The organism is Thiobacillus sp. (assembly GCA_024235835.1).
GTDB lineage: Bacteria > Pseudomonadota > Gammaproteobacteria > Burkholderiales > Thiobacillaceae > PFJX01.
The window spans coordinates 757,604-783,659 of the sequence record JACKLQ010000001.1; the positions used below are offsets into that span (position 1 = coordinate 757,604).

The 26,056-nt window shown below is 66.2% G+C and carries 22 protein-coding genes and 1 pseudogene; 9 read left to right on the forward strand and 14 right to left on the reverse strand.

Annotated elements, in window-relative coordinates; all coding sequences use genetic code 11:
• Positions 1 to 7: 7 nt before the first annotated feature.
• Together H6935_03665 and H6935_03670 are read right to left on the reverse strand one after the other, a co-directional pair.
• On the reverse strand, positions 8 to 904 hold the full coding sequence (locus H6935_03665) for a cobalamin biosynthesis protein (GenBank protein MCP5277442.1): 897 nt from the start codon (positions 902 to 904) through the stop codon (positions 8 to 10).
• Complete coding sequence (locus H6935_03670; GenBank protein MCP5277443.1) at positions 901 to 1,512, reverse strand: hypothetical protein; 612 nt, start codon at positions 1,510 to 1,512, stop codon at positions 901 to 903. The genes H6935_03665 and H6935_03670 overlap by 4 nt, the downstream gene beginning before the upstream one ends.
• A 75-nt stretch (positions 1,513 to 1,587) precedes the next feature.
• Between H6935_03670 and H6935_03675 the strand changes: the two genes are divergently transcribed.
• Positions 1,588 to 2,568, forward strand: coding sequence for an MBL fold metallo-hydrolase (locus H6935_03675; protein ID MCP5277444.1), 981 nt, complete (start codon positions 1,588 to 1,590; stop codon positions 2,566 to 2,568).
• Positions 2,569 to 2,913: 345 nt separating this feature from the next.
• On the forward strand, positions 2,914 to 5,676 hold the full coding sequence (locus tag H6935_03680; GenBank protein MCP5277445.1) for a pyruvate, phosphate dikinase: 2,763 nt from the start codon (positions 2,914 to 2,916) through the stop codon (positions 5,674 to 5,676).
• 139 nt (positions 5,677 to 5,815) lie between these two features.
• Here the strand turns inward: H6935_03680 and H6935_03685 are convergent, their stop codons facing one another.
• The 3 genes from H6935_03685 to H6935_03695 are packed head-to-tail and all read right to left on the reverse strand — an operon-like array spanning position 5,816 to position 8,245.
• Positions 5,816 to 6,181 carry a hypothetical protein gene (locus H6935_03685; GenBank protein MCP5277446.1) on the reverse strand — a complete coding sequence of 122 codons (366 nt, stop codon included), beginning with the start codon at positions 6,179 to 6,181 and terminating at the stop codon, positions 5,816 to 5,818.
• 10 nt (positions 6,182 to 6,191) lie between these two features.
• Positions 6,192 to 6,569: a P-II family nitrogen regulator gene (locus tag H6935_03690; protein ID MCP5277447.1), complete on the reverse strand. Its 378-nt coding sequence runs from the start codon at positions 6,567 to 6,569 to the stop codon at positions 6,192 to 6,194.
• The gene (locus tag H6935_03695; protein ID MCP5277448.1) at positions 6,566 to 8,245 is read right to left on the reverse strand and encodes a DUF1538 domain-containing protein; all 1,680 of its coding nucleotides are present in this window, start codon (positions 8,243 to 8,245) and stop codon (positions 6,566 to 6,568) included. Before H6935_03695 ends, H6935_03690 begins: the two co-directional genes overlap by 4 nt.
• Positions 8,246 to 8,300: 55 nt before the next feature.
• Between H6935_03695 and H6935_03700 the strand changes: the two genes are divergently transcribed.
• On the forward strand, positions 8,301 to 8,597 hold the full coding sequence (locus H6935_03700; GenBank protein MCP5277449.1) for a cupin domain-containing protein: 297 nt from the start codon (positions 8,301 to 8,303) through the stop codon (positions 8,595 to 8,597).
• Between the two features lie 30 nt (positions 8,598 to 8,627).
• Here the strand turns inward: H6935_03700 and H6935_03705 are convergent, their stop codons facing one another.
• Both H6935_03705 and H6935_03710 read right to left on the reverse strand, forming a co-directional pair.
• Positions 8,628 to 9,779: an RNA methyltransferase gene (locus H6935_03705; protein ID MCP5277450.1), complete on the reverse strand. Its 1,152-nt coding sequence runs from the start codon at positions 9,777 to 9,779 to the stop codon at positions 8,628 to 8,630.
• Between the two features lie 16 nt (positions 9,780 to 9,795).
• Positions 9,796 to 10,644 carry an SDR family NAD(P)-dependent oxidoreductase gene (locus H6935_03710; GenBank protein ID MCP5277451.1) on the reverse strand — a complete coding sequence of 283 codons (849 nt, stop codon included), beginning with the start codon at positions 10,642 to 10,644 and terminating at the stop codon, positions 9,796 to 9,798.
• A gap of 72 nt (positions 10,645 to 10,716) precedes the next feature.
• Between H6935_03710 and H6935_03715 the strand changes: the two genes are divergently transcribed.
• From H6935_03715 to H6935_03740, 6 genes are all read left to right on the forward strand, one after another.
• Positions 10,717 to 11,301 (forward strand): hypothetical protein, encoded by a 585-nt coding sequence (locus tag H6935_03715; protein MCP5277452.1) that lies wholly within the window; start codon positions 10,717 to 10,719, stop codon positions 11,299 to 11,301.
• A 216-nt stretch (positions 11,302 to 11,517) separates the two neighbouring features.
• The gene (locus tag H6935_03720) at positions 11,518 to 13,953 is read left to right on the forward strand and encodes a glycogen/starch/alpha-glucan phosphorylase (protein MCP5277453.1); all 2,436 of its coding nucleotides are present in this window, start codon (positions 11,518 to 11,520) and stop codon (positions 13,951 to 13,953) included.
• A 434-nt stretch (positions 13,954 to 14,387) separates the two neighbouring features.
• On the forward strand, positions 14,388 to 14,792 hold the full coding sequence (gene arfB / locus H6935_03725) for an aminoacyl-tRNA hydrolase (GenBank protein MCP5277454.1): 405 nt from the start codon (positions 14,388 to 14,390) through the stop codon (positions 14,790 to 14,792).
• A gap of 34 nt (positions 14,793 to 14,826) precedes the next feature.
• The gene (locus tag H6935_03730; GenBank protein ID MCP5277455.1) at positions 14,827 to 15,036 is read left to right on the forward strand and encodes a hypothetical protein; all 210 of its coding nucleotides are present in this window, start codon (positions 14,827 to 14,829) and stop codon (positions 15,034 to 15,036) included.
• Between the two features lie 233 nt (positions 15,037 to 15,269).
• Entirely contained in the window at positions 15,270 to 15,485 is a 216-nt protein-coding gene (locus H6935_03735; GenBank protein ID MCP5277456.1) for a hypothetical protein, read from the forward strand.
• A gap of 82 nt (positions 15,486 to 15,567) precedes the next feature.
• Entirely contained in the window at positions 15,568 to 16,428 is an 861-nt protein-coding gene (locus tag H6935_03740) for a transglutaminase family protein (GenBank protein ID MCP5277457.1), read from the forward strand.
• A 210-nt stretch (positions 16,429 to 16,638) separates the two neighbouring features.
• Here the strand turns inward: H6935_03740 and H6935_03745 are convergent, their stop codons facing one another.
• From H6935_03745 to H6935_03775, 7 genes and pseudogenes are all read right to left on the reverse strand, one after another.
• Positions 16,639 to 17,238, reverse strand: coding sequence for a class I SAM-dependent methyltransferase (locus H6935_03745; protein MCP5277458.1), 600 nt, complete (start codon positions 17,236 to 17,238; stop codon positions 16,639 to 16,641).
• A 7-nt stretch (positions 17,239 to 17,245) separates the two neighbouring features.
• On the reverse strand, positions 17,246 to 20,359 hold the full coding sequence (locus H6935_03750) for an efflux RND transporter permease subunit (protein ID MCP5277459.1): 3,114 nt from the start codon (positions 20,357 to 20,359) through the stop codon (positions 17,246 to 17,248).
• 103 nt (positions 20,360 to 20,462) lie between these two features.
• Entirely contained in the window at positions 20,463 to 21,722 is a 1,260-nt protein-coding gene (locus H6935_03755; GenBank protein MCP5277460.1) for a biotin/lipoyl-binding protein, read from the reverse strand.
• A 253-nt stretch (positions 21,723 to 21,975) separates the two neighbouring features.
• On the reverse strand, positions 21,976 to 22,557 hold the full coding sequence (locus tag H6935_03760) for a 4Fe-4S binding protein (protein MCP5277461.1): 582 nt from the start codon (positions 22,555 to 22,557) through the stop codon (positions 21,976 to 21,978).
• 15 nt (positions 22,558 to 22,572) lie between these two features.
• A complete protein-coding gene (locus tag H6935_03765; protein ID MCP5277462.1) occupies positions 22,573 to 23,694 on the reverse strand; it encodes a 4Fe-4S binding protein in 1,122 nt (373 codons plus the stop codon).
• 47 nt (positions 23,695 to 23,741) lie between these two features.
• The gene (locus tag H6935_03770; protein ID MCP5277463.1) at positions 23,742 to 24,476 is read right to left on the reverse strand and encodes an ATP-binding protein; all 735 of its coding nucleotides are present in this window, start codon (positions 24,474 to 24,476) and stop codon (positions 23,742 to 23,744) included.
• A pseudogene (locus tag H6935_03775) lies at positions 24,470 to 26,043 on the reverse strand (IS21 family transposase). The gene H6935_03770 and the pseudogene H6935_03775 overlap by 7 nt, the downstream one beginning before the upstream one ends.
• Positions 26,044 to 26,056: the final 13 nt, after the last annotated feature.

Sequence of the window (26,056 nt, forward strand, 5' to 3'; positions counted from 1 at the left end):
CAGCCGTTTACAGGCTGCCCAGCCAGAACAGGCCCAGGATGGCCCCCCAGAGCAGGACGGCGCGCCAGACCAGGGCGACGATGCCGTTCATTGATTCGGCGGAGGGTGGATCGCCGCTCCCCAGCACTGGCCGTTGCAGTTCGCCTCCCGACAGCAGCACGGTGCCGCCCAACTGGATGCCCAGGGCCCCCGCGCCGGCGGCCAGGAGGATGCCCTCGTTCTCGTCGCCCCAGTCATGGGCCTGTCCCCGCCAACTCTCCAGGGCATCCTGGAAGTTGCCGACGATGGCGAAGCTGAAGGCCGTGGCCCGGGCCGGCAGCCAGTCAAGGTAATACACGGCCCGGGCGGCCACCCGACCGAAGCGGGGCTCCATGTGCCACTGGTCCCGGGCCAGGTGGCTGAGAAGGAACAGCACCGCCCCCAGGCCCGACAGCAGCACGAACCAGAACACCACGCCGAACAGCCGCACCAGGGCCTGGCGCAGGATTTCCTCGGCAGCCTGCAGGGCCACGTCATCGCCGCCATCGCCGATGATGAGGCTGGGCCGCCATTCGCCCAGCTTGGCCTTGGCCGCCTCCAGCCTGCCACCCTGGAGGGCACGGGCCACGCTGGAAGCCTGGTAGGAGGCGCGCCGGAACCCCAGGCAGAAATACACCACCACCACCTCGAAAGCCCAGCCCAGGGGCGTCCAGATGCCGTGCAACAGCATGGCAGCCAGGCCCACCGCCAGGGCGGGGGCCAGCACGCCCAGGCTCCAGGCCAGCAGGCCATGCCGCTCGTCCCCCGCGTTGACGTTGTTCAGCAGCCAGATCATCCAGCGCCGGGCGGTTTCCCGGGGGCGCACGGGCAGATCCGGCTGGTAGCGCTCCCACAACATGGCGGCGATGAGGGCGAGGAGGTTCATCGGTCCTCCCCGGAAGATTCCTGGTCCTCACGGAGGGAGCCTTGTCCCTCGGGGGCACGCTGGGGGCCATCCTCCATCTCCACCGTCAGCAACCCCATCTCCAGGGGTGTGCCGGAAGACCGGTAGATCTCCACCGTGGGCATCACGATGCCCCGGCCCCGGGCCTGCTGGTATTCATCCAGGGCGGCGTAGGCCTTGCCGGGGGCCAGGAGGCTGCCTGCCTGGATGCGGGCGATGAGCACCGGGCGGGCGGGAATGGTGTCCTGCAGCAGGGGTGGCCGGACCTGGACACCCGTCGGCAGGAGGTAGCCGGCGCGCCCCACCCGCTTGCCCACGTCCACCAGGTCCGGATTGGAGTACAGCACGGTGATGGGCAGGCCCGGTTCGATCTTCTGGGCCGCCAGTTCCCTGGCCACTTCCCCCGCCAGTTCAGTCAGCTTGGAGTAGTCGCCCTTCTGTTCCAGGTAGACATAGGCGTAGGGCCCACCCGTGCCCGGCTGGATGGCCACATCGCGAAAGCCGCCCCACCAGGCGTAGATGGCCACCAGGGGCAGGACAAAGGCCAGAAGGAAGGGAATGAACGGCTTGAGGAACCTGGGGGCGTTCACAGGCGAAATGGGCTATGGCAAACGGCCCAAAGATACTACATCCCTCCCGAAGCGGGCCTTTCTATAATCCCTTCCATGAATGCAAAACTCCCACGGTCCCTCGCCCTTTTATCTCTCTTCCTGGCCTGCCTGTCCGCCCTGAGCGCCCTGGCGGCGTCCACCTATCCGCCCGTTGGCGTGAAAGTCCGGGCCGCGCAACTGGCGCCCCACAGCTATTACGTGCCGGGACTGGCCGGCGCCGCCAGCACCCGCAACGAGGGCTTCATGTCCAACGCGGGCTTCGTGGTCACGCCGGCGGGGGTGGTGGTATTCGACACCCTGGGCTCCCCCTCCCTGGCCCAGGCCATGGTGAAGCGCATCCGGGAGGTCACCCGGCAGCCCATCAGGATCGCCATCGTCAGCCACTACCACGCGGACCACTACTACGGCATGCAGCTGTTCCAGGAACTGGGTGCCGAGGTATGGGCCCACGAGAGCGCGAAGATGGCCAACGGCACCGATGCCCAGAAGCTGCGTTTCGAGCAGCGCAAGACCATCCTGGGCAAGTGGATCAACGACAAGACCCAGCGCTTCCCCGAACCGGACAAGTGGCTTTCCGGCGATACCGACTTCGAGCTGGGGGGCGTGCATTTCAACCTGCGCCATGTGGGTCCCGCCCACTCCCCCGAGGACATGGTGATGTTCGTGCAGGAAGACGGGGTGCTCTATGCCGGCGACCTGGTGTTCAAGGGCCGCGTGCCATTCGTGGGGGATGCCGACTCCAAGCTGTGGCTCGCCGCACTGGACAAGCTCATCGCCCTCCAGCCCAAGTACCTGGTGCCAGGGCACGGCGGCGCCTCGGACACCCCGGTGCAGGACCTGACCCTGACCCGGGACTACCTGCGCTTCGTGCGGGCGGAAATGGGCAAGGCGGTGGCGGACCTGGTGCCCTTCGACGAGGCGTACTTCAACACCGACTGGTCCAGGTACGAGCACATGCCCGCCTTCATCGAGGCCAACCGGCGCAACGCCTACAACACCTACATCCTGATGGAGAAGGAAAGCCTGTCCAAGTAGGGGTCTCTTCCCGGAACAGATCGATATGGCACGACATGGGCTGGTTAGCAATTAGGCCAGTGTGCCGCCGCAACCGGTAGCGCTCCAGCCTCACCCGGGCTAAGGTTAGTTCAGCGAACACCGCGTCTGCCCGTCTGGTGCCGGCGGCCATGCAACCCGTCCCCGGCGGCTATCGCCTGCCGACAGTCGGTGAACATTCGCGTTTAGCCCAGGTCAGAACTCTGTGTCACCATACATTCATTCCGCTGTCTCGTTGCGGAACCGTTTTCATCAAAAATCCCCCTGTGTGCCGTACGTTGTCGTCACCGCATCCCTGGCGGGGATAGTCATTGGGAGAAACACACCATGAGCAAATGGGTCTACGCCTTCGCCGAGGGCGACGGCAAGAACAAGAAACTGCTGGGCGGCAAGGGCGCCAACCTTTGCGAAATGACCCAGATCGGCCTGCGGGTGCCACCGGGATTCGTCATCACCACCGAGGCCTGCCTGACCTACCTGGATGAAAAGGCCCTGCCCAATGGCGTCATGGAACAGGTGCGCCTGCACATGGCGGCAGTGGAGGAGAAGAGCGGCAAGACCTTCGGCGGCCGGGAGAACCCTCTCCTCGTCTCGGTGCGTTCCGGCTCCGCCCTGTCCATGCCCGGCATGATGGATACCATCCTCAACCTGGGCCTCAATGCGGACACACTCCAGGGCCTCGTCGCCCAGACCGGCAACGAGCGTTTCGGCTACGACGCCTACCGCCGCTTCATCCAGCTGTTCGGCAAGGTGGCCCTGGGCGTGCCGGAAGAGGAATTCGACGCCGAGTTCAACGCCGTGAAGGCGGACGCGGGCGTGAAGCACGACGTGGGCCTGTCAGCCGCGCACCTGGCGGACATCTCCGAGCGCTTTCTCAAGGTAGTGGAGCGGGTCACGGGCAAGCCCTTCCCCGCCGACCCCTACGAACAGCTGGAGATCGCCATCCAGGCGGTGTTCAACTCCTGGTCCGGCAAGCGGGCCGTGGACTACCGGCGCGAATTCAAGATCACCCCGGACATGGCCAACGGCACAGCGGTGAACGTGGTGGCCATGGTTTTCGGCAACATGGGGGACGACTCGGCAACAGGGGTTGGCTTCACCCGGGACCCCGGCACCGGCGAGAACGTGATGTTCGGCGAGTACCTGGTGAACGCCCAGGGCGAGGACGTGGTGGCGGGCATCCGCACCCCCAAGCCCGTGGCGGAACTGGAAAAGGAGATGCCGGACCTGTACCGGCAGCTGGTGGAGCTGCGCGACCAGCTGGAAGGCCACTACAAGGAAATCCAGGACTACGAGTACACCATCGAGAAGGGCACCCTCTACTGCCTGCAGACCCGCAACGGCAAGATGAACGCCACCGCCCTGGTGCGCACCTCGGTGGAGATGGTCCAGGAAGGCATCATCGACAAGACCCAGGCCCTCATGCGCATCCAGCCGGAGATGCTGGAACAGCTCCTGTTCCCCCGCCTGGACCCCAAGACCAAGGCCAAGGCCGTGGCCAGGGGCCTGCCCGCCTCCCCCGGCGCCGCCTCGGGCATCGCCGTATTCGACGCGGACCGGGCCGAGAAGCTGGGCCGGGGCGGCCAGAAGGTCATCCTGGTGCGTGAGGAGACCAAGCCGGAAGACATCCACGGCTTCTTCGCCAGCCAGGGCATCCTCACCAGCCGGGGCGGCAAGACCAGCCACGCCGCCGTGGTGGCCCGAGGCATGGGCAAGCCCTGCGTGGCCGGCGCCGAAGGCATCCACGTGGACGTGCACACCCGCCAGGCCATCGTCGGCGACCAGGTGTTCGGCGAGGGGGCCATCATCACCATCGACGGCACCACGGGCAACGTCTACGTGGGCGAGGTGGCCATGATCGAGGCGGACTTCTCCGCCGAGCTGGACACCCTGCTGGGCTGGGCCGACGAGATGGCCCGCCTCAAGGTCATGGCCAACGCCGATACCCCCCCAGATGCGGAGCAGGCGCTGAAATACGGCGCCATGGGCATCGGCCTGTGCCGCACGGAGCGCATGTTCAACGCCGTGGAACGCCTGCCCATCGTGGTGGAGATGATCGTCGCCGAGACCCCGGCGGACCGCCAGGTGGCCCTGAACAAGCTGCTGCCCATCCAGCGGGAGGACTTTGCCGGCATCTTCAAGGCCATGGCCCCCCGGCCCGTGACCATCCGCCTGCTGGACCCGCCCATCCACGAGTTCCTGCCCACCGCCGACCAGCTGGTGGAGGATCTCACCGAGCTGCGCCACCTGCGGGACACCATCCGCGGCATGCAGGTGCTCCATGACGCGGTGGACTTCATGTACCGCACCAAGGACATCCATCCCCACGTGCAGCTGCCCGCCGACCCGGTGCTGGTGGACGAGGCCATCCAGAAGAAGGAGGCCATGCTCAGGAAGGTGCGGGCCCTGTTCGAGGTGAACCCCATGCTGGGCCATCGCGGCGTGCGTCTGGGCCTGACCTACCCCGAGATCTACTCCATGCAGATCCGCGCCATCCTGGAGGCCGCCGCCCAGTGCCAGCAGGCCGGTGTCGAGGTGCACCCGGAGATCATGGTGCCCCAGGTCTGCACCGCCGAGGAATTGCGGAAGGTGAAGTCCTGGGTGGAAGACATCCGCGCCGACGTGGAAGCCAGCTCGGGCGTGAAATTGAACTTCAAGTTCGGCTCCATGCTGGAGGTGGTGCGGGCCTGCATGCGGGCGGAGATGCTGGCGGAGGAGGCCGAGTTCTTCTCCTTCGGCACCAACGACCTCACCCAGGCCACCTTCTCCTTCTCCCGGGAGGACGCGGAGAACAAGTTCCTGCCCATGTACAACCAGAGCAGGATCCTCCAGGACAACCCCTTCGAGGTGCTGGACACCAAGGGCGTGGGCAAGCTGATGCAGCTGGCCGTGGAATGGGGCCGGGGCACCCGGCCGGACATGAAGGTGGGCATCTGCGGCGAGCATGGCGGCCACCCGGCCTCCATCCGCTTCTGCCACCAGATCGGCCTGACCTACGTGTCCTGCTCCGGGCCGCGGGTACCCATCGCCCGCCTGGCGGCGGCCCAGGCGGCCATCACCAGCGGCGGTTCCGGGGATTCCAGGGCCTGACAGGGCGGGGTGGCCTCGCCACCCCATCCCCGGCCATCCACCTGCCTGGGGCTGGCCGGTTGGGCCCCAGGGTGGGATTGCCCGCGCCGATCAAACAGACGGGCGCATCGCTCCCTGGGCAAGAACTGCCCGCGCCACTTCAGGGAACCGGGTCAGCACCCGGTGCCTCCCCGTCTCCCTCCATATCCGGGGGAAGGACGATGGGCCTGGCCATGACCGTCTTTTCCATGAGCACCATGCCCGAGTGGGGCTGGTTCACCCCGGTGGCGAAGTACAGGAACTCGAAGATCTCGTCCGCCCGTTCCTCCGGCACCAGCACGGTAGCGATCTCCCGCTCGATGTAGTGGAAGGATTCCCGTCCCTTGCGGGTGCTGATGCCACCGCCCCGGGCATGGTGGTGAAACACGTCGGCGATGCCCTTTTCCTGGCGCAGCCGCTCCAGGGCCTCGACGGCGCGGCCTGAGGGCAGGAGGCAGTGGATGACCTTGTAGCGAGGTATGGACATGGTCAGCCGTTCAGTGGGCGAAGCGCTCGATGATCTCGGCCGGCACGTAGGTGGCCATCTTTTCCAGGGGGGTCATGTAGATCATGCCCATGCCCGGCGTATCCAGCTGGGCGGCAGTGAATATCTTGTCGAAGATGCGGTCAGCCTGGTCCGAAGCGGCGACGATGTAAATCACCTCCTTCTCGGCGGACAGGGTCACCCCCAGGATGCCCAGGTGCTTCTGCCGCACCCCCGTGCCCTTGGCGTAGAAGATGGTGGCCCCCTGGGCCCCGGCCCGGCGGGCGGCCTGCACCGCCGCCTCCGCCGCCCCCCGCTGCACGATGCAGGTGATGAGCACGGCGTCGGTGAGGACGATGAGCTCCTCAGTGCCTTCCTTGGTGGTCTTCATGCCACTCTCCCGAAATCGAATCGATACAACCATTCCCGGATCTGTACCCACAGGCTTACCACCAGCACGCTGATGATGGGCCCCACCGAGGCCATGGCCAGGATGCCGAAGCCTTCCTGGGCCTCCACCGCCCGGCCCAGGCCCAGGCCCATGGCCAGCACCAGGGGCACGGTCACCGGCCCCGTGGTGACGCCCGCGCTGTCCCAGGCCAGGTTCACATATTCCTCGCTGGCGAACAGGGTCAGCACCAGGGCCAGGCCGTAAGCTGGCAGCAGTAGCCAGGCCAGGGGCACGCCGAAGATGATCTTCACCACCCCCAGCAGGGTGCCCAGTCCCACCCCGGCAGCCACGGCGTGGATCAGGGTGCGCTTGCGCAGGGCACCGTCCGTCAGGTTCTGCACCGTGGTGCCCAGGGCGCTCAAGGCGGGCTCCGCCATGGTGGCGCCGAAGCCCAGGCAGGCGGCGAACAGCAGGGCCAGGGCCAGGCCCACCCAATAGGGGTAAAGGGCGCCGTCCGCCTGGAAGGCCGAGGAGAGCTGGTCCCCCACCTGCACCCCCAGGGGGCTCAGGCCCTCGGAAAGTCCGATGTTGAAGCCCATCATGCCCAGCACGCAGAGGAAGATGCCATAGAGGATGAGGTTGGCATGCTGGACGCGCTCCCGGAGCCAGAAGCGCTGCACCAGCCACAGCAGGAGCGTAAGGGGCACGATGGCGCGCAGGGCCGCCGCCACGTCCTCCATCAACCCGGCATTGGCGGCCGGGGGGGAGGCAGCCGCCAGGTCCGCCGGCAGTCCCCCATGCCCAATGAACAGGCCCAGCAGCATCACCGCCAGGGGCGGAAACAGGGAGGCCAGGGTGACGATGCCGAATCCGTCCAGGGCATTGTTCTCCTTGCCCGCCGCCGCCGACACGCCGATGCCCAGGGCCAGCACCACGGGCACGGTGACCGGGCCGGTGGTGATGGCGCCACAGTCCCAGGCCAGGCCGATGATGGGGCTCAGGAGGGGGTCCATGGCCAGGTAGGCGGTGAGCAGGAGACAGGGCACGGCCACCAGCAGCAGGAGCCATTTCAGGTTCCAGCCCCGCATGAAGCGCAGCATGCTCACCAGCACCGCCAGGCCCACGCTGCCTGCCACGGCATAGACTACCGCCTCGGGGTTGGTATTGAGCAGGTAATTAAGCAGGGGCGCCTGTTCCCTGTCGGTCAACTGGCCTACCGTGCGCAGGGCGCCGATGGCCGGCTCGGCGAAGGTGGCCGCCACCCCCAGGATGAAGGCCACCCCCAGCACCGAGGCCAGGGAGGAGCGGGTCGGCAGAAGGTGGCCGATATTCTCAGAAAACGGCATCAGGCCATGCTTCAGGCCCTCCATGAACAGCATGAGCCCCAGGATCACCACGCCGATGCCCAGGGCGATGCCCGTGGCCCCCTGCACGTGGGACTGGAGGGCCAGCCACTGGAACAGGGCCAGGAAGATCGCCACCGGAATCACCGCACGGAACTGGTCCAGGAATCGGGTGCTCACGTAGGGAGCGACGAGGCGGTACATGTCCCGGGGACGCAGGCGGGGACGGCGCCGGTGCTGGGCGTCGTAGGCGGTGACATGGTTGTAGCTGATGGCGATCTGGCGCACCCGGACCTGACCCAGGTAGTCACCGTAGCGGATTCTTTTCGTCATGGCCGCCATAACATACCCTAATTCATACCCCGATTACCTTGCAGGGATAATACCCATGTCTCTTATTGTGGAACGCGCCATCTCCCAGGCCAGACAGACCGAGCTGGGAGTCCATGGCTGGCCTACTTGGAAGGATGCCGAGGGCGAGCGCACCCTGCCCTACGACGCCGCCGAGAACAGCTATTTCCTGGCGGGCAGCGCCACCCTGACACCGGAGGGCGGGGAGCCGGTCACGGTGAACGCCGGCGACCTGGTGGTGATCCCCGCGGGCCGGTGCCTGTGGCAGGTCCACAGCCTGGTGCGGCGCCACTACCGTTCCGAGGGCCTGACGCCAGCCTGCTGCATCATATGACCTGACACTGCCCCAGGCCCGGGGGTGGGACTAGGCTTGGGCTTCGGCCTGTGCCAGTGCCCGGGCCCGCAACTGGCCGCAGCCCCCGTCGATGTCCTGGCCGGCGGAGTCCCGCAGCCGGGCAATGATGCCCCGCTGGTGCAGCATGCCGGCCATGCGGGCGGCCCGTTCCAGGTCGGGGCGCCGGTAATCCAGCCCCTCCACGGCATTGAAGGGGATGAAATTCATCATGGCGTACTTGCCGGCCAGCAACCGGATGATGGCCTCCACCTCATCGTCCGTGTCGTTGATGCCCTCCAGCAGGGTCCACTGATACTGGATGGGGTAACCCGTGGCACGGGCGTAGGCCTCCCCCAGGGCCACCAGTTCGGCGGGATCCATGGGGGTCGCCTTGGGCAGCAGGCGGGCCCGCAATTCCGGGCGGGTGGTGTGCAGGGACAGGGCCAGGGCCGGCTTCACCGGGCCCTGGGGCAGGCGTTCGAACACGCGCGGGTCGCCAACGCTGGAGAACACAAGGTTCTTGTGGCCGATGCCCCCCTCCTGGCCCAGGCACTCGATGGCTTCCAGCACGTTGTCCAGGTTATGAGATGGCTCCCCCATGCCCATGAATACCACCTTCTTCACGGGGGCCAGGGACCGGGCCAGGGCGACCTGGGCCAGGATCTCGGCGCTGCCCAGCTGGCGCTTCAGGCCCTCCCGGCCCGTCATGCAGAAGGTGCAACCCACGGCGCAGCCCACCTGGGTGGACACGCACAGGCCGTCCCGGGGTAGGAGCACGCTCTCCACCGTCTGTCCATCGGCCAGCCTCACCAGCAGCCTGGAGGAGCCGTCGGCCCCCGGGTGCCGGGATACCAGGCGCGCCAGGCCCTGCAACCCGTCCATGAGGTCCGGCAGGGCCTCACGCACCGCCTTGGGCAGGAAGTCTTCCGCCTTGCGGTAGCGGGTGTCCAGGGAAGCCCGCTGCACCCAGGCCCGCAGGACGCGGTATTGGTGCTTGGGCAGGGCGCCCAGGGCTTGCAGGTGGTGGCGCAGGTCGGCGATGCGGGGACGTGGGGGAAGTGCCACTCGAGACGCTGTTCCCTCACCCTCACCATTATGGCCTTCAGGGTGCTCTCCCGGTGGGAGATGGAGCCAATCCCTACCTCCTCCCTCGGGGGAGGGGCAGGGGTGAGGGAGCGGCATTTCCAATCCCGACACCCTACCGCCCTCCCCCGCCTGACGCTTTCAGAAGCACCCGGTCCATCATGCGGGTGGACAGCAGCCGCTTCAGCCACCAGAAAGCCACGGATGGCACCGTGACCGGGTAGCGGGCCCGGGGCCGGTCACTTTCCAGGGCGTGGATCACTCTCTCCAGCACCGCCTCCGGCGGCAGGGTGAAGGGGGCGGCGGGGCCCGGCTTGCGCAGGCGCTCCAGTTGCCGCTCGTAGCTGGCCCGGTGCACGCTGTGGCGCCAGTCGACATGCTTTTCAAAGTGGGGCAGGCAGTTCTCCCGGAACCGGGAGGTGATGGGACCCGGCTCCACCAGGCTGACGTGGATGCCCGTGCCCTGCAGTTCCTGGCGCAGGGTGTCGGCCAGGCCCTCCAGGGCGAACTTGGCGGCCACGTAGGCTCCCCGGTAGGGGAAGGCGGCATAGCCCAGCACCGAGCTGTTGAGGACGATGCGCCCCCGGCCGGCGGCCCGCATGGCGGGGAGCAGGAGGTTGGTCAATTCCACCCAGCCGAACAGGTTGGTCTCGAACTGCTCCCGCAAGGCTGCCCGGGTCAGATCTTCCACCGCCCCCACCTGGCCGAAGCCGCCGTTGTTGAACAAGGCATCCAGGCGCCCCCCGGCCCGGGCCAGCACCTCCGTGGCCGCGGCCTGGACGCTGGCGGAATCGTCCAGGTCCAGGACCAGGCTCTCCAGGCCCATGGCTTTCAGGACGTCCACGTCCTGCTGGCGCCGGGCAGTGGCGAACACGCGCCAGTTCCGGTCAGCCAGGCCCTTGGCCACGGCCAGGCCGATGCCGGAGGAACAACCGGTGATGAGGATGGAAGCTTGGTTTTTCATGGCGCGGATTTTCGCATGGCGCGGGTTGCCTGCCCTGTACCATCATCCCGGCCTGTTACCCTGGAGCGCACCATGAATCCCCGAATCGAAGAACTCCTGCGCCGCATCCAGGAACTGGAAACCGAGCTGGAGGCAGACCTGGAGTCAAAGCGGGCCAAGTTCCGCTACCGCATCGAGGACCATCGGGTGCGCATCGAACAGGAGATGCGGGCCATGCAGCTCCGCTTCCGCACGGGCAGCCTGCGCTACCTGCTGGACACCCCCCCGAGCCACCTGCTCACCGCCCCGGTGATCTATGCCTCCATCGTCCCCCTGTTGCTGCTGGACCTGATGGTGACGGTCTACCAAGGCGTCTGCTTTCCCGTGTACGGCATTCCACCCATCCGCCGCGCCGACTACTTCGTCTTCGACCGTGGCCTGCTGCCCTACCTGAACTGGATCGAGCGCGTGAACTGCGCCTATTGCAGTTACGCCAACGGCCTCATGGCCTTCGCCCGGGAGATCGTGGCCCGCACCGAGCAATTCTGGTGCCCCATCAAGCACGCCCGCCGCCAGGCCCAGCCCCACGCGCGCTACCACCGGTTCCTCGACTACGGCGACGGGGAACGCTACCGGGCCGAACTGGCGCGGCTGCGAAAGGAATACCCACCCCATTAGCCTGGAACCCCTGGACTTCCAGGCTACAAAGCCCCCGCCAAAACAGCCCGGGGCCATCCCTGATGTTTGCATGCCCCGACAGGGCCATTATGCTGTGGGGCTACAACAATATTCATATCGCCCGCCACCATGGTCCCCAAGCCCGCCTCCCTCCGCATGAAACCCCTGCGTCATAGCCAGCCCACCAGCGAGCTTTACGAAATGCCCGCCCTGGGCATGGACGACCAGGCCCTGGCCCTGGACATCCGCCGCTACTTCGGCAGCTTTCTTGGCCGTGACAACCACTGCCGCTCCACCCACTACCCCTACCAGGCCCTGACCCTGGCCCTGCGGGACCGCCTCATGGAACGCTGGAAACGCACCCGCACCGCCTACGAACAGGCCGACGCCCGGCACGCCTACTACCTGTCCCTGGAATTCCTCATGGGCCGCACCCTCAACAACGCCCTGCTGAACCTGGGCCTGGACGAGGCCGCCCACCAGGCCCTGAAGCGCCTGGGCCTGGACCTGGAAGAGCTCATGGACGTGGAGCACGACGCAGGCCTGGGCAACGGCGGCCTGGGCCGCCTTGCGGCCTGCTTCCTGGACAGTTGCGCCACTCTGCAGCTGCCCGTCATGGGCTACGGAATCCGCTACGAATACGGCATGTTCCGCCAGCACATCGAGCACGGCCGCCAGGTGGAGGAACCTGACCACTGGCTGCGGGACGGCAACCCCTGGGAACTGGAGCGGCCGGAACACACCCGCCGCATCCAGTACTACGGCCTGACGGAAACCTACGTGGACAGCAAGGGCCGCCAGCATGTGCGCTGGGTGGACACCGAGGACGTGCTGGCGGTGCCCTACGACACCCCTATCCCCGGCTACGAGAACGACACCGTGAACGTGCTGCGCCTGTGGAGCGCCTCCGCCACGGACGAGTTCGACCTGAAGGAATTCAACGCCGGTTCCTACACCGAGTCGGTGGCGGCCAAGAACGCCGCCGAGAACATCACCATGGTGCTCTACCCCAATGACGCCAGCGAGAACGGCAAGGAACTGCGCCTGAAGCAGCAGTATTTCCTGGCCTCCGCCAGCCTCCAGGACGTGCTGGCCCGCTGGGAACTCCACCATGGCATGGACCTGAGCCACTTCGCCGAGAAGAACGTATTCCAGCTCAACGACACCCATCCCACCATCGCCGTGGCGGAACTGATGCGCCTGCTCATGGACGAGAGCATGATGGAGTGGGACGAGGCCTGGGCCATCACCAGCCGCACCATGGCCTACACCAACCACACCCTGCTTCCCGAGGCCCTGGAGAGGTGGCCCGTGCGCCTGTTCCGCCAGCTCCTGCCCCGGCTGCTTGAGATCATCTATGAGATCAACGCCCGCTTCCTCACCGAGGTGGCCCGGCGCTGGCCCGGCGACAACGAGCGCATGTCCCGCATGTCCCTTATCGAGGAAGGCCACGAGCCCCAGGTGCGCATGGCCTACCTGGCCATCGTCGGCAGCTTTTCCGTCAACGGCGTCGCCGCGCTCCACTCCGACCTGCTCAAGCAGGGCCTGTTCCGGGACTTCCACGAGCTGTGGCCGCAGAAATTCAACAACAAGACCAACGGCGTCACCCAGCGCCGCTGGCTGGCTGCCGCCAACCCGGGCCTCAACCGGCTCATCACCGAGACCATCGGCGGCGGCTGGGTCACCCGGCTGGAAGACCTGAAGACCCTGGCGGCCAAGGCGGACGACCCAACCTTCCGCGCCCGCTGGCATGATGTGAAGCGGGCCAACAAGGTCCGCCTGGCGGCTCTGGTGAAGAAGGATTGCAAGGTGGATTTCAATCCGGACGCCATGTTCGACGTCCAGGTGAAACGCATCCACGAATACAAGCGCCAGCTTCTCAACATCCTCCACGTCATCCACCTCTACGCCCGCCTGAAAAACGGCGAGGACCAGGACTGGACCGACCGCTGCGTGCTCATCGGCGGCAAGGCCGCGCCCGGCTACTTCATGGCCAAGCGCATCATCACCCTCATCTGCAAGGTGGCGGACATGGTGAACGGCGACCCCGCCGTGAACGGCCGCCTCAAGGTGGCCTTCCTGCCCAACTATCGGGTGTCCGCCATGGAGATCATCGCCCCCGGCACCGATCTCTCGGAGCAGATATCCACCGCGGGCAAGGAGGCCTCCGGCACGGGCAACATGAAGTTCATGATGAACGGCGCCATCACCATCGGCACCCTGGACGGGGCCAACATCGAGATCCGCGAGGAAGCCGGCGACGACAATTTCTTCCTCTTCGGCCTCAACGCAGCTGAAGTGGATGCCACCCGCGCCCACTACGACCCCAACGCCCTCATCGCCGCCGACCCGGATCTGGGCCGGGTCATGCGCCTGCTGGAATCCGGCCTCTTCAACCACTTCGAACCCGGACTGTTCGACCCCATCATCGAAGCCATCCGCAGCCCCCACGACCCCTGGCTGGTGGCCGCCGACTTCCGCGCCTTCGTGGATGCCCAGGAGATGGCAGCCGCCTCCTATCGGGACCGGGAGCACTGGGTGCGCATGAGCATTCTCAACACCGCCACCAGCGGCAAGTTCTCCACGGACCGCACCATGGAGGAATACAACACGGATATCTGGAAGCTGCCCAAGGTGGCGCCGGCAAAGTAACCCCGTACCGCCCCTTCCCGGCCGGAAAGGGGCTAAATCGGGTTTACCTTACGGGGCAGGGCTTAAAGCAGGGACTCATTTGGCTTTGATGGTCAGGGGAACGACGTCCCCCGCGTGCTTCTTCGCCATCTTCGCCGCCTTCTTCTCCTTGGGGTTCAACGCGGCCTGCTTCTTCACTTCCTTGTTGGATTTCTGGGTCTTGGACATGGTGTTTGCTCCTGATCATGTTGTGGGTGCACCCGAGGAGCGATGAGCGGTGGAACGGGAGGGCATTGCCCCCACGACCCGCCACTGACTGCGGCCGGAGCCATTCAAGTGCCCTGAGTATAGGCCTGTGGCGACACAAGGCGCATTTATTCGCGGCACCTGGAGCAGCGCCCTACAATGTCGCCACAATCCTGCCCCACGGCCTGCCTCCCAGCCCATACCGTTCCATGCGCCCCCCCATCACCATCCCGCCTGAGGAAGTGGAATTCAGCGCCATCCGCGCCCAGGGCGCCGGGGGGCAGAACGTGAACAAGGTCTCCAACGCCGTCCACCTGCGCTTCGACATTACCGCCTCCTCCCTGCCGGAGGACATCCGCGAGCGACTCCTCAGACTGGGCGACCAGCGCATCAGCAAGGATGGCGTGGTCATCATCAAGGCGCAGAAATTCCGCAGCCTGGAAAAGAACCGCGCCGAAGCCCTGCGCCGGCTGGAGGAACTCATCGACGGTATCGCCGCGCCCCCCAAGGCCCGCCGCCCCACCCGGCCCACCCGGGCCTCCGTCGCCCGGCGCAGGGAGGACAAGGCCCGGCGCGCCACGGTTAAGGCCCAGCGGGGCAAGGTCCGCGAATAGCGGCCGGACAACATCATAGAAAACCTGAACGCCCATGACCTACGAAGAATTCCTCGACGAAGTCACCACCCTGATCTACGAGAACTACGACGTGAGCGAAGAGGCCGCCGTCCAGATGGTCATGCGCGCCCAGGCCGATGACTTCTTTGTCGACCACGACGACGACCCTTCCCTGCGCACCCTGGACCGGGCCCATCAGGACGCCCGCGCCGTGTTCAAGCAATACTCCATAACCACCCTTTAAGCCTCCACTTGTAAGGGGCGCCAGGACGGTCCAGTACGCGGATGCGGCAAGCGGATGTGGACACACCGGGCAAGCATGGTGAGCATGGATTGAGGGGCGGATCTTCATGAATGCGCCATGCCTGGCCGTACGTTCTGTCGGCAAGGGCTACCTGCCTGTTCGGCATCGGCCGCCCTACTGCGTTACATTGGGTCCTTCACCGGCCTTTCCGGTGTCTCCCCGAAGGAACTTCCATGACACGCTTTGAATACCTGGTCCGCAGCGATTTCCATGAAGAGGCGGAAAATGCCTCCCGGGGCCATGGCGGCAGGGAACGCGAACGGACCAAGGCCTATGACCAGGCCGTGGAAATGGCGCTGAACAAACTCGGCGCCCAGGGTTGGGAACTGATGCAGGCCCCTGATGACAACGCCAACCGCAAGTGGATCTTCAAGCGGCTCCTGGCATGAGCGACCCCCGTTCACGGGTTGGTGGTGCATGTTTTAAACGCCCTCAGGCAACCACTCCCGCCTATTCCACTGCCAGGCTTTCATGCGTCGCCTGAATATCAGCCACGTCACGGAGTACCTCTTCGCTGCACCGGTATCGCTGTTGCCCCATAGGCTTTTGCTGCGCCCACGGGAGAACCACAACGTCAGGATCGAATCCTCGACCCTGGATATCTTTCCTGGCCATCTGCTGCAGTGGAAGCGGGATGTGCTGGACAACTCGATGGCGCTGGTGAGCTTTGTCGAGCCTTCCGACCGGGTGCGTTTTGCCAGCAACGTGGTCATCCAGCATTACGAGGACAACCCCTTCGATTTCCTGGTGGATGACTACGCGGTCATCCACCCCTTCGACTACAACCAGGCGGAACTGCCCGACCTGGTGCCCTTCCTGCAATCCATCCATCCGTCCGGCACAGAGGCTGTGCGGTGCTGGCTGGAGGGACTGGGCCTGCTCCAGTCCATGGAAACCTTCGTGCTGGTGGACCGGATGAACCGGGAAATCGCCTCGCGGTTTTTCTATCAGATGCGGGAGGAAGAGGGCGTTCAGCCCCCCGGGCTGACCTTGTCGCGCAACAGCGGGTCCTGCAGGGATTTCGCGGCCTTGTTGATGGAGGCATGCAGGTGCCTTGGGCTGGCCAGCCGGTTCGTCAGCGGCTATCTCTACTCGGTGGCCACCGAGGCGCAGAACTGTTCGACCCATGCCTGGGCCGAGGTCTATCTGCCAGGCGCCGGCTGGAAGGGATTCGATCCCACCAGCGGCGAGGTGGTGGGCAATCGGCACATCGCCACGGCCGTGGCCCGTCACCCGGAAGCCGTACCGCCGGTGGCAGGCAACTTCATCGGCCCCCCTGGCCAGATACCCTTGCTCAAAGTGTCGGTGCAGGTCAACTCGCTCCCGGCGTGACCCGGGTTGGCGTGCAACCGTGGCGTGTCCAGCGGTGCGCCATATTTCTTGCAGTAGGACGCCATGGGACACCCAGTCCATCATGGCCCGGCGGCTGAACCCTCGGGACGGCAATCTGGACTAGCGACCACACTGGTTGCTCATGAAGCACTTGGGACTACCCTGCGGTCGAGCTGCACTCCAGGAGATGCCGGGAAAATTTCCCTGAACCTACCGCCGTGGCCGTCGGGCGATGACCGTATCGAAGTCCTTGCAGGTGTCCCGGAGGGCGGGAAATCTGTGGCGGGATACCGCCAGCATGTCCCAGCCGCCCAGGGCATCTTCCAGGCCCCCCTGGGGAAAAAGGTGATAGTGGCCGGGTTCGAACATGCCCAGGAAGCTGGTGCCCTGGGTCAGCACATTCAGGGCCACCACGCCGCCAGGCCGCACGTGGGCGATGATGTCCGCCAACATGGCCTCGGCCCGGGCCTGGGGAAAGAACATGAGCAGGCCGATGGCAACTATGGTGTCGTACTCCCGGTCCAGCCTGTAATGGGCCAGGTCCGCCTCGTGGACCACGAGTTCCAGTCCGGCGCCCATGGCCATCTCCCTCAGGTAGGCGATGCCTGCGGGGCTTCCGTCCAGGGCCGTGACCCGGCAGCCGGCCCTGGCCGCCTCCAGGGCCAGGTTGCCCAGGCCGCAGCCCAGGTCCAGCACCTCGCCTTCCAGGTATGGCAGGGCCAGGCGCTCGAAGGGATTAAGATCGAATTCACCGCCGGCCACCTGGCGCTGGAACTGGGTGTCGAAGAAGCGGACGGCGTGCTTGTCCATGGCACCCTCAAACCGGTGCCGGCCTGCCCATCAGGCGCATCAGGCGCACGTGGCCCGACTCGTACAGAGAGAGCATGGCCGGCAGCCAAAGCAGGGCGATGAAGGTGGTGGCCGCCAGGCCGAAGGTGATGCTGGTGGCCATGGGGATGAGGAACTGGGCCTGGAGTGAAGTCTCCATCATAAGCGTGGACAGGCCGCCGATGGTGGTGAGGGAGGTGAGCAGGATGGCGCGCAGGCGCAGGCAGGCGGCGTTGATGAGGGCCTCCCGCACGGGCACGCCCTTCTGGCGTTCCTGGCGGTAGAACTCCACCAGCACGATGGAATCGTTGACGACGATGCCAGACAGGCCGAACAGGCCGAACAGGGACAGCACGGTGAGGTCGATGCCCATTAGCCAGTGGCCGGTGACGGCCCCCACCAGGCCGAAGGGGATGGCCAGCATGATGATCAGGGGCCAGCCGTAATGCCCGAACACCCAGGCCAGGATCAGGTAGATGAAGGCCAGGCCCAGCATGAGCCCGGTCTTCATGTCCGCCATGGTCTCCCGCTGGTCCGCCGCCCTGCCCTCGAAGGTCCATCGCACGCCGTACTTGTTTTCCAGGCGGGGCATGTCGTTCTCGGACAGGCCAGAGAGTATCTCGTTGACGTTGGCCTCGGTACTGTTCACCGTGGCGTTCACCTCCACCGCCAGGTTGTTTTCCGCGTGGCGCAGGGCTTCGAAACCCTGGCGAGTGGACCAGGTGGCCACGGTGGTGAGAGGCACCCAGCTGCCGTCGGGGGTGCGTACGTTGAAGCGGTCCAGCAGGGACAGGCTGGCCCGCTCCTCCGCCGGCAGGCGCACCCGCACCTCCACCTCGTCGGCCCCATCCTGGAAGAGTTGCACCAGCTTGCCGTCCAGGGCGGCGCGCAGCTGGCGCGAAAGCTCGTCCAGGGTCAGGCCCAGGGACTCGCCGGCAGGGGTGAGCTTGAACAGGAGTTGTTCCCGGCCATAAGGCATGTCGTCCTCGATGCCGTACACCCCCTGGATCTGGCGCAGGCTGGTCTGGAGTTCCAGGGCGGCCTGCTTGAGGGTATGGGGGTTCTGGCCCTGGAGCCGGATCACCAGATCACCCCCGGGGGGACCCTGGCGCCGGGTGACCAGCACGAAGTTCTCCATGCCGGCGGGCACATGGATGCGGTCCTGCCAGGCCTGAACGAAAGACTCGGTGCGCACTTCCCGGTGGTCGGAAGGGATGAGCTCCACGGTGACGGCGCCGAACTGGTCACCCTGGCGCACGTTGGCGCCCGTGAGGGCGCCGCTCTGGCTCACGGCCTGGAGGATGAGCTTCGTGCCGTAGGACTTCTCGGTATCCGCCAGGGTATGGCGCAGATGGGCCAGGAAATCGTCCACCCGGGCCCGGGGGGTGCCGCTGGCGAAGGTGGCGTTGGCGTACACCACGGAGGGTTCCGGCGTGGGGAAGAAGGTGAACTTCACGCGGCCGCCTTCCAGCAGCCCCACCACCAGGATCAGCACCGCCACTCCGGTGGTCAGGGTCACGCCTCGATAGTCGATGGCCCGGGTGACCAGGGGCCTGAAAATGCCGTCGCGGAAATGGGCGAACCCGCCTTCCAGGCGTTGCCGCAGACGACTGGCCTGGTGCCCCGTGTCCTTGACGAAGGCGTTGCGCAAATGGGCCGGCAGGATGAGGAAGCACTCCACCACCGAGGCGATGAGCACGCACACCATGATGAAGGGGATGTCGAACATGATCTTGCCAATGGGACCGGACACCAGCATGAGGGGCAGGAAGGCCGCCACGGTGGTGAGGCTGGAGGCGATGACGGGCCAGAACATGCGCCGGGCGCCGCCTTCCGAGGCGTACAGGGGGTCCTCCCCCATCTTGTGGTGGGCGTAGGCATCCTCCCCCACGACGATGGCGTCGTCCACGATGACCCCCAGGGCCATGATGAGGGCGAACAGGCTGATCATGTTGATGGAGCCTCCCACCAGCCACACCACCCCCAGGGTGGCCATGAAGGCGGTGGGAATGCCCATGGCCACCCATAAGGTGACCCGGCCGTTGAGGAACAGCAGCAGGATCAGCACCACGATGAGCAGGCCCTGGGCGCCGTTTTTCACCAGCAGTCCGATGCGGTCCTCGATGAGGCTCCAGGTTTCGTCGTAAACATGCAGCTGCACCGTGGGCGGCAGGGTGGGCCGTGCCGCCTCCAGCCAGGCCTGCATGCGCTCGGCGGCCTTGAGGGAGTTGCCCTCCTCCGCCCGCTGCAGCAACAACTGCACTGCTGGCTTGTCCCCGACCTCCATGAATACGCTGCCATCCCGGGCACCCCGGCTGATCTGCGCGACTTGCCCCAGTTCCACCCGGGTGCCCGCCTCCGTCACCAGGGGCAGGTCGGCGTAGTCCCTGGGGTCCTTGCGCAGGTTCACGCCCCGCACTTCCCGCTCCACCTCGCCCCCCGGCCCTTCGCCGCCCACGGCACCGGCGGGCAGGTCCCGGTTGGTGGCGGCCAGGCGGCTCCCCACCTGGTCCAGTGTCAGGCCCAGTCGCTCCAGCTCCCGGGCGGGCACGTCGATGGATACCTCTTCGTCGGGCAGTCCCAGCAGGTCCACCTTGTCCACGCCCCGGGCCAGCAGGTCCTTCTCGAACCGGCGTGCCAGGTGCCGCAGTTCCTCCAGGCTGTCTCCCACCAGGAGCACCCGGGCGATGGGCTCGTAGCGGATCACCCGGGCCACCTCCGGCTGCTTGGCGTCCTGGGGCAGGTTACGGAACTGGTCCACCGCCTGCTTGACCTCGTCCACGGCGCTTACGGGGTCCACGCCCTCATGGAACTCGATGCTGATGCTGCTGACGCCCTGGCTGGAGGTGGAGGTGACGTGCTTCACCCCGGAGACCGTCTTGAGCTTTTGCTCGATGGGCGTGGTTATGCCCTCGTCCACGTCCTCCGCCGCCGCCCCCCGCCATTCCACCCTGACCGTGACCACGTCCAGGTTGAAGTTGGGGAAGAACTGCACGTTGAGCCGGGAAAGGGCAAACAAGCCCGCCAGGATCAGCATGATCATCAACAGGTTGGCCGCCACCGGATGGTGGACGAAGGAACCGAGGAGATCCTGGCGTTTCATGCTTTGCGGAGTGAAGGGGGAAGGGTAAAGGGTGAAGGGTGGAGGTCAGCGTGGGGCCGGGTTCTACCCTTCCCCCTTCCCCCTTCTCCCTTCACTGATCCACTCACTTGATCACCTCTACCTTCAAGCCGGTAACGGCATTGGGCAGGTGGGTGGCCAGCAGCCGCTCACCGTCCTTCAGGGCGGCAGCGCGTACCAGCAGGCGGGCGGGCTGGCCCGCCTGGGCCGGTTCACCGCTGACCACCTCGTTGCTGGCCGCCTCGCCCAGCACCTCCACGTTCACCGCATTGAGGCGGTCGCCTTCGATGCGATAGACCCGGTTGCCACCGAAGAGGGCCCCGTAGGGCACGGACACAACCCCCACCAGGGGCGCCCGCACCACGTTCAGGCTCACCAGTTCGCCCACCCGCAGCACGGCAGCGCCCCGGGCCAGCACGAAGAAGCCGTCCAGACCCCGGGCATCCGCGGCGCCAGCCACCCGGGCAAGGCGGAAACTCAGCACGGCATCCCCCATGCGGGCGTAGGCCTGGGCATGTTCTCCTTGGCGGAGGGTGGCGAGGAACTCGTCCTGCAGGGGAGCAGGCAGCTTGGCCCGCACCTCCAGGCCAGCCGAGGGATACATCTTCACCAGCGCCTGGCCTGTGTTTACCTGGTCCCCCGCCGCCACGGCCACCTGGGCCACATGTCCCGGGAAGGGGGCCACAACCCGGCTGCGCTGGTAGGCCAGGTCCGCCTGGTCCAGGCTGGCATTTGCCTGGACCAGCCTGGCCTGGAGCTGGGCCAGGCGCGCCTTGTGGTCGGCGATGGCCAGTTCCCGGCCACGCACGCTTATCTGCTGGCGGGACAGGTTGGAACGGCTCTGTTCCACCGCCGCCTGGGAATAGAAGTTTTCCTTTTGCAGGCGCTCGAATCGGTCCACGTCGGCAGCCGCGAAATCCTGCAGGCGCCGCTCCTGGGCCAGCTGGTCCAGGTCCGCCTGGTGGCGCAGGTGCTCGCTGGCGATGGCCGCCTCCAATTCCCGCACCTGGCCCCGGGCCTGCTCCACCCTGGGCAGGAAGTCCCGTGGGTCCAGTTCCAGCAGCAGTTGTCCCTTCGCCACCGCCTGGCCTTCCCGGACCCGCACCACCAGCACCCGGCCCACCCCCGGCGCGGCGGCCTGGGTCTCGTCCGGACTCTCCACCTTGCCGTTAAGGTTCAGCACGGGACTGGCGGTTTCCACCCGCACGGGCACGGCCTTCACGCGCCAGACGGGTTCCTGGGCCTGGGCCACGGGGGGCTTGGGCCGGGTGGCCTTGAGGGCCATGAAGCCGCCGATGCCCAGGGCCAGCAACAGCAGGGGCAACAGGACTTTTTTCATGTTCATGGGAAGCGGAGAAAACCAGGAGCCCTGATTATCCGGCGGTATGGAGCCTTCTCAAAGCCCATCCGTGCTTCGCGCCCAGCCCTTTTCCAGCAGTACCGGCGGCGAGGCAGGGCCGGTACCCTTTCCATGACCGCCCCCCACTGCATCGTCACCCCGGAATCGGCGCGGCCCACGCCCGGCAAGGGGGTCAATCAGCTCATGCCGCCCCTTCCTGACCTGCAGGCTGATCCATGACCGGGGATATCAATGAATTTCAGGCAACTTCTGCGGTACGCGCAATCGCCTCGACCCTGATGGCAGCAGGTTTCACGATGCAGGCCTCGCGGCACAGGGCGCAGCCCACGCAATGCTCGGGGTCGATGCGGGGGCGATACAGGTCCCACACCAGCGCACCGGGGATGGGACAACTGCCTTCGCAGGCCCCGCACTCCGGGCCTTGGTGGGGCAGACAAGCCTCTGTATCAATATGGACCCGGGCAAAAGGCCGCAGCCCCGCCTCGGCATCTTCGGCGGCCTTTCTCAGGGCGCCCGGTTCGCAGGCGGCGACGCACGGCCACCCGTCGCACAGATGGCAGCCCTTGTGGAGCAGGTTCAACGCTGGCGTGCCGGCCACGGTGATACCGAGCCGGACCGCCAGTGGAAAGATCACCTCGTGGGGGCAGGCCTCCATGCAGGCACCGCAGCGCGTGCAGGCCAGCAGGAACTCCAGCTCGTCCCGGGCGTAGGGCGGGCGAATCCAGTGGGCGGCCTGCTGGTTGGCCTTGGCATCGCACAGCTTGACGACTTTTTCGCCCGTATTGCGAAAGGCCTGGAGGAAGAACGCTCGACGATCCATCCGTTTTCACCCAATTTACAAGCGCATCACCATCGGCTGCATCAGCAACCAGAGGTTGAAGCCGGTGATGCCGGCGGCGAACAGCAGCATCGGAAGGAGCCGCCAGACCTGCCCTGCCCGATCCGCTTCGAGCACCGCCGCGCCGCGTCGGCGCACGATGCGCACGGCGACGAGAAAACCCAGCACCAGCAGGCCGGCCTGCATGGCAAAGAGCGTGTCCTGCCAGAGCAGCAGGTTCATGTGCCGCACCTGTTTTTCCGCCATGCTGAAGGGCAGTGCCCCCGTGCCCAGCGGGTTGTGCAATACCTGGGTGACCCCCGCACTTTCCCGCACCAGATGATTGAGGTTGTGCGCCATGTGGTAGGCGATTGCGAGGGGGAGTGCCGCGAAAGCGAAAGTGGTCAGAAACCGTTTGAACGGCAGGCGGCTGCGGGTCAGGCGGCGGGTGGCCGCTGCCGTGAGGGCATAGGCCCCGGCCACGGCGGCAAGACAGGCCACAAGCCCAAGGCTGAAGCTCCACAGCAGGCGGCCGCTGTCGCCGATGGCGCGGGCCAGGGTGCGCATCCAGTCTTCCCAGAAGGTCATCATGGACAGCCCATGCAAGGCGGTGAGCGCCAGCAGGGCGAGCATGAAGACCGCCTCGTCCCAATGCGGGCGCGCGCCCTGTTCGGCTTCGATGCCGGGGGAACGCAAACGCCAGGCCACGTTGCCGTGCGGGCAGCTTTGAGCGCAGTTGCCGCAGGACGTGCAGTAGGTGTTTTGTGTGAGCCGCCCCATCACCAGACCGGTGGGGCACGGTTCCACCGCTGCGTTGCCGTGGTGGCAATCCAGGGTCTTGCAGCGGGCGCAAAGGTCGGTGTCGACGGGGCGCAGTTCCACCGCCGCCAGTTGCGCATAGGCCCCCACGGTGCGGCCTACCGGGCAGAAATAGTGGCAAAACGCGCGGCGCCGAAAAATCGCCAGGGAGGCCGTGGCCAGCACCACGATGAGAAGCGCGAGCAAGGCCGTGGCATAGGGGTCGAGGGTGATGCCTAAGCCAAGTTCGAGCCAGGTCAGACCGACGAGCAGCCCCAGGGCCGGCCACACGCAGCGCAGCCCGCGCGGCACCACGAGATTGAGTGAATTGTTGAGTGTCAATCAGCGCGCAATATTGACCACCTGTCAGCGTTGAATTTTGACCAGGGTCAGCGTGGCTGATTGCGGTGCTTGAAACGGAAGGAATCGTTACCGGTTTCGAGGATGTCGCAGTGGTGGGTGAGCCTGTCCAGGAGCGCGGTGGTCATCTTCGCGTCCCCGAAGACCTGGACCCATTCCGCGAAGGCCAGGTTGGTGGTGACGATCAGGCTGGTGCGTTCATAGAGCTGGCTGATGAGGTGGAACAGCAAAGCCCCACCCGCTGCCGGGAACGGCAGATATCCCAGTTCATCCAGAATCACGGCATCCATCTGGGCAAGATGCCGGGCCAGGGCGCCCGCCCGGCCCTGGGCCTTCTCCCGCTCCAACTGGTTCACCAGGTCCACCGCATTGAAGAAGCGCACCCGCTTGCCGGCATGGATGGCCGCCACCCCCAGGGCGATGGCCACATGGGTCTTGCCGGTGCCGGTCCCGCCCACCAGGATCAGGTTATGGGCCGCTGCCATGAACGCCCCGGTGGCCAGTTGCTGAACCTGGGCCTGGTCGAGGCTGGACTCCTGCCAATTGAAGGTAGCGAAGTCCCGGTGCATGGGGAACTTGGCCACCCGCAACTGATAACGCAGGGAACGGGTCTGGCGATCCACCTGCTCGGCCTCGATCAGGCGTTTGAGCCAGACCTCCGGACTGGGGGGGATGCGGGACCGCTCGGCCTCCAGTTCCGCCAGTGCGGTGGCCATGCCATAGAGGTGCATGGCCTTCAGGGACTGGATGGACTCGGTCAGCATGGAGACCTCCCGCGCAGGGCATCGTAGCGGGCACAGTTGGCTGCGGGGGCTTCCTTGAGCATCAGGGCGGTCACCACAGTGGAGAGGGGCGGCGGCGGCGCCACCAGGCGGGCCACGTGGTTGAGAATGACCGGCGCCGTGACGGTACGGTGTTCCAGGGCCAGATCACAGGCCACGGTCAGGATCTCGGAGCCGTGTTCCCGCAGGGCCAAGAGCACCTCCACGAAGGCCCGGTCGCCCTGGGGCTGTTTCAGCAGGCGTTCCTTCACCGCGAAGATGGGCGCGGGCAGCTTCCAACCCTGGAAGGGGGCGCCATGGCGCAGGGCCCCAGGTTTGCGTTCCAGCACCGGCAGGTAATGCCAGGGGTCGAGGATCAACCGTTCCCGCCCGAAGTTGCGGACATGCTCGGCGATGAGACGGCCTTCGGCCACCACCCCGATTCGATCCGCCCAGGCGCGCAGGGACACCCGTTGGCCGGCAAACTCCGCCGGGACGCTGTAGCGGTTGCGGTCGTAGCTCACCAGGCAGGTGCTGGACACCCGGCAGGGTTGCTCGAAGTAGCCGTCGAAGGGGGCGGCGATGGGGCGCAGCCGGGCCTGTTCCTCGGTGAACACCTCGGCGATGGGGCGGTCCTTCTGCTCGGGGTGGGCACGCTGGGCCAATTCCCGGCAGCGGACTTCCAGCCAGGCGTTGAGTGCGCTGAAGTCAGCAAAGGACGGTCGGGGGGTGAACAGCCATTCCCGGACGTTGCCCACCTGGTTCTCCACTTGCCCCTCGCTCCGCGCCCCACGGCCCGGTCTGCATACCGGGCCGGCTGCGGCAGCGCAAAGCATGCTTTGCGAAACCCTGCCTCGCCCCAACCTGAAGCCGGAGTACAGGCCACGGGCTCAAACAGGTAGTGGCTGGCCAGGGCCAGGAAGCGGCGGTTGAACTGGCGTTCCTTGCCCGCGTAAATGACCTGGACGATGGTCTTGGGGTTGTCGTAGACCATCCGCTCGGGTACGCCTCCGAAGAAGGCGAAGGCCCGGTTGTGGGCGTCAAAGACCATCTCCTGGGTTTCCCGGGGGTAGGCCGCCAGGAACGTCTGGCGGCTGTGGGCCAGGCGGAAGTGGGCGAGCTTGACGGTCTGCACCACGCCGCCCAGTTCCACCTGCTCATGACTCCAGTCGAACTGGCAGGTCTCGCCCGGGGGGAAGCTCAGGGGCACATAGGCGTCGCAGGCGGGGGTGGGGGCTTTGCCCTTCCAGTGCTTCACGAAGCGCTGCACGCTGTCGTAGGCGCCGGCATAGCCCTCCCGCTGAAGATCTTCGTACAGCCGCCGGGCAGTGCGCCGTTGCCCCTTGGGGCGTTGGCCGTCCTGTTCCAGCCAGGTCTCCAGTTGCTGACGGTACTTGCCCAGCTTGGGGCAGGGTTGGTGACTTCTCTGGTAGACCGGCTCCATCTCGGCCTTGAGGTACTTCTTGACGGTATTGCGCGACAGGTTCAGGTCGCGGGCGATGCGGCTGATCGGTTCCCCCTTGACCAGGGCTTTTCGCCGCAGCTTCAACAAACTCTCCATGCTGATCACTCCAGGTTGCTCC

Bases quoted from the DNA above. Each gene is read 5' to 3' on its own strand.
- H6935_03705 (MCP5277450.1), bottom strand. From the start codon at position 9,779: ATGCCGCTCCCTCACCCCTGCCCCTCCCCCGAGGGAGGAGGTAGGGAT.
- H6935_03685 (MCP5277446.1), bottom strand. From the start codon at position 6,181: ATGTCCATACCTCGCTACAAGGTCATCCACTGCCTCCTGCCCTCAGGC.
- H6935_03715 (MCP5277452.1), top strand. From the start codon at position 10,717: ATGAATCCCCGAATCGAAGAACTCCTGCGCCGCATCCAGGAACTGGAA.
- H6935_03745 (MCP5277458.1), bottom strand. From the start codon at position 17,238: ATGGACAAGCACGCCGTCCGCTTCTTCGACACCCAGTTCCAGCGCCAG.
- H6935_03755 (MCP5277460.1), bottom strand. From the start codon at position 21,722: ATGAACATGAAAAAAGTCCTGTTGCCCCTGCTGTTGCTGGCCCTGGGC.
- H6935_03770 (MCP5277463.1), bottom strand. From the start codon at position 24,476: ATGCTGACCGAGTCCATCCAGTCCCTGAAGGCCATGCACCTCTATGGC.
- H6935_03750 (MCP5277459.1), bottom strand. From the start codon at position 20,359: ATGAAACGCCAGGATCTCCTCGGTTCCTTCGTCCACCATCCGGTGGCG.
- H6935_03730 (MCP5277455.1), top strand. From the start codon at position 14,827: ATGACCTACGAAGAATTCCTCGACGAAGTCACCACCCTGATCTACGAG.
- H6935_03740 (MCP5277457.1), top strand. From the start codon at position 15,568: ATGCGTCGCCTGAATATCAGCCACGTCACGGAGTACCTCTTCGCTGCA.
- H6935_03665 (MCP5277442.1), bottom strand. From the start codon at position 904: ATGAACCTCCTCGCCCTCATCGCCGCCATGTTGTGGGAGCGCTACCAG.
- H6935_03700 (MCP5277449.1), top strand. From the start codon at position 8,301: ATGTCTCTTATTGTGGAACGCGCCATCTCCCAGGCCAGACAGACCGAG.
- H6935_03720 (MCP5277453.1), top strand. From the start codon at position 11,518: ATGGACGACCAGGCCCTGGCCCTGGACATCCGCCGCTACTTCGGCAGC.
- H6935_03690 (MCP5277447.1), bottom strand. From the start codon at position 6,569: ATGAAGACCACCAAGGAAGGCACTGAGGAGCTCATCGTCCTCACCGAC.
- arfB (MCP5277454.1), top strand. From the start codon at position 14,388: ATGCGCCCCCCCATCACCATCCCGCCTGAGGAAGTGGAATTCAGCGCC.
- H6935_03695 (MCP5277448.1), bottom strand. From the start codon at position 8,245: ATGACGAAAAGAATCCGCTACGGTGACTACCTGGGTCAGGTCCGGGTG.
- H6935_03735 (MCP5277456.1), top strand. From the start codon at position 15,270: ATGACACGCTTTGAATACCTGGTCCGCAGCGATTTCCATGAAGAGGCG.
- H6935_03675 (MCP5277444.1), top strand. From the start codon at position 1,588: ATGAATGCAAAACTCCCACGGTCCCTCGCCCTTTTATCTCTCTTCCTG.
- H6935_03680 (MCP5277445.1), top strand. From the start codon at position 2,914: ATGAGCAAATGGGTCTACGCCTTCGCCGAGGGCGACGGCAAGAACAAG.
- H6935_03760 (MCP5277461.1), bottom strand. From the start codon at position 22,557: ATGGATCGTCGAGCGTTCTTCCTCCAGGCCTTTCGCAATACGGGCGAA.
- H6935_03710 (MCP5277451.1), bottom strand. From the start codon at position 10,644: ATGAAAAACCAAGCTTCCATCCTCATCACCGGTTGTTCCTCCGGCATC.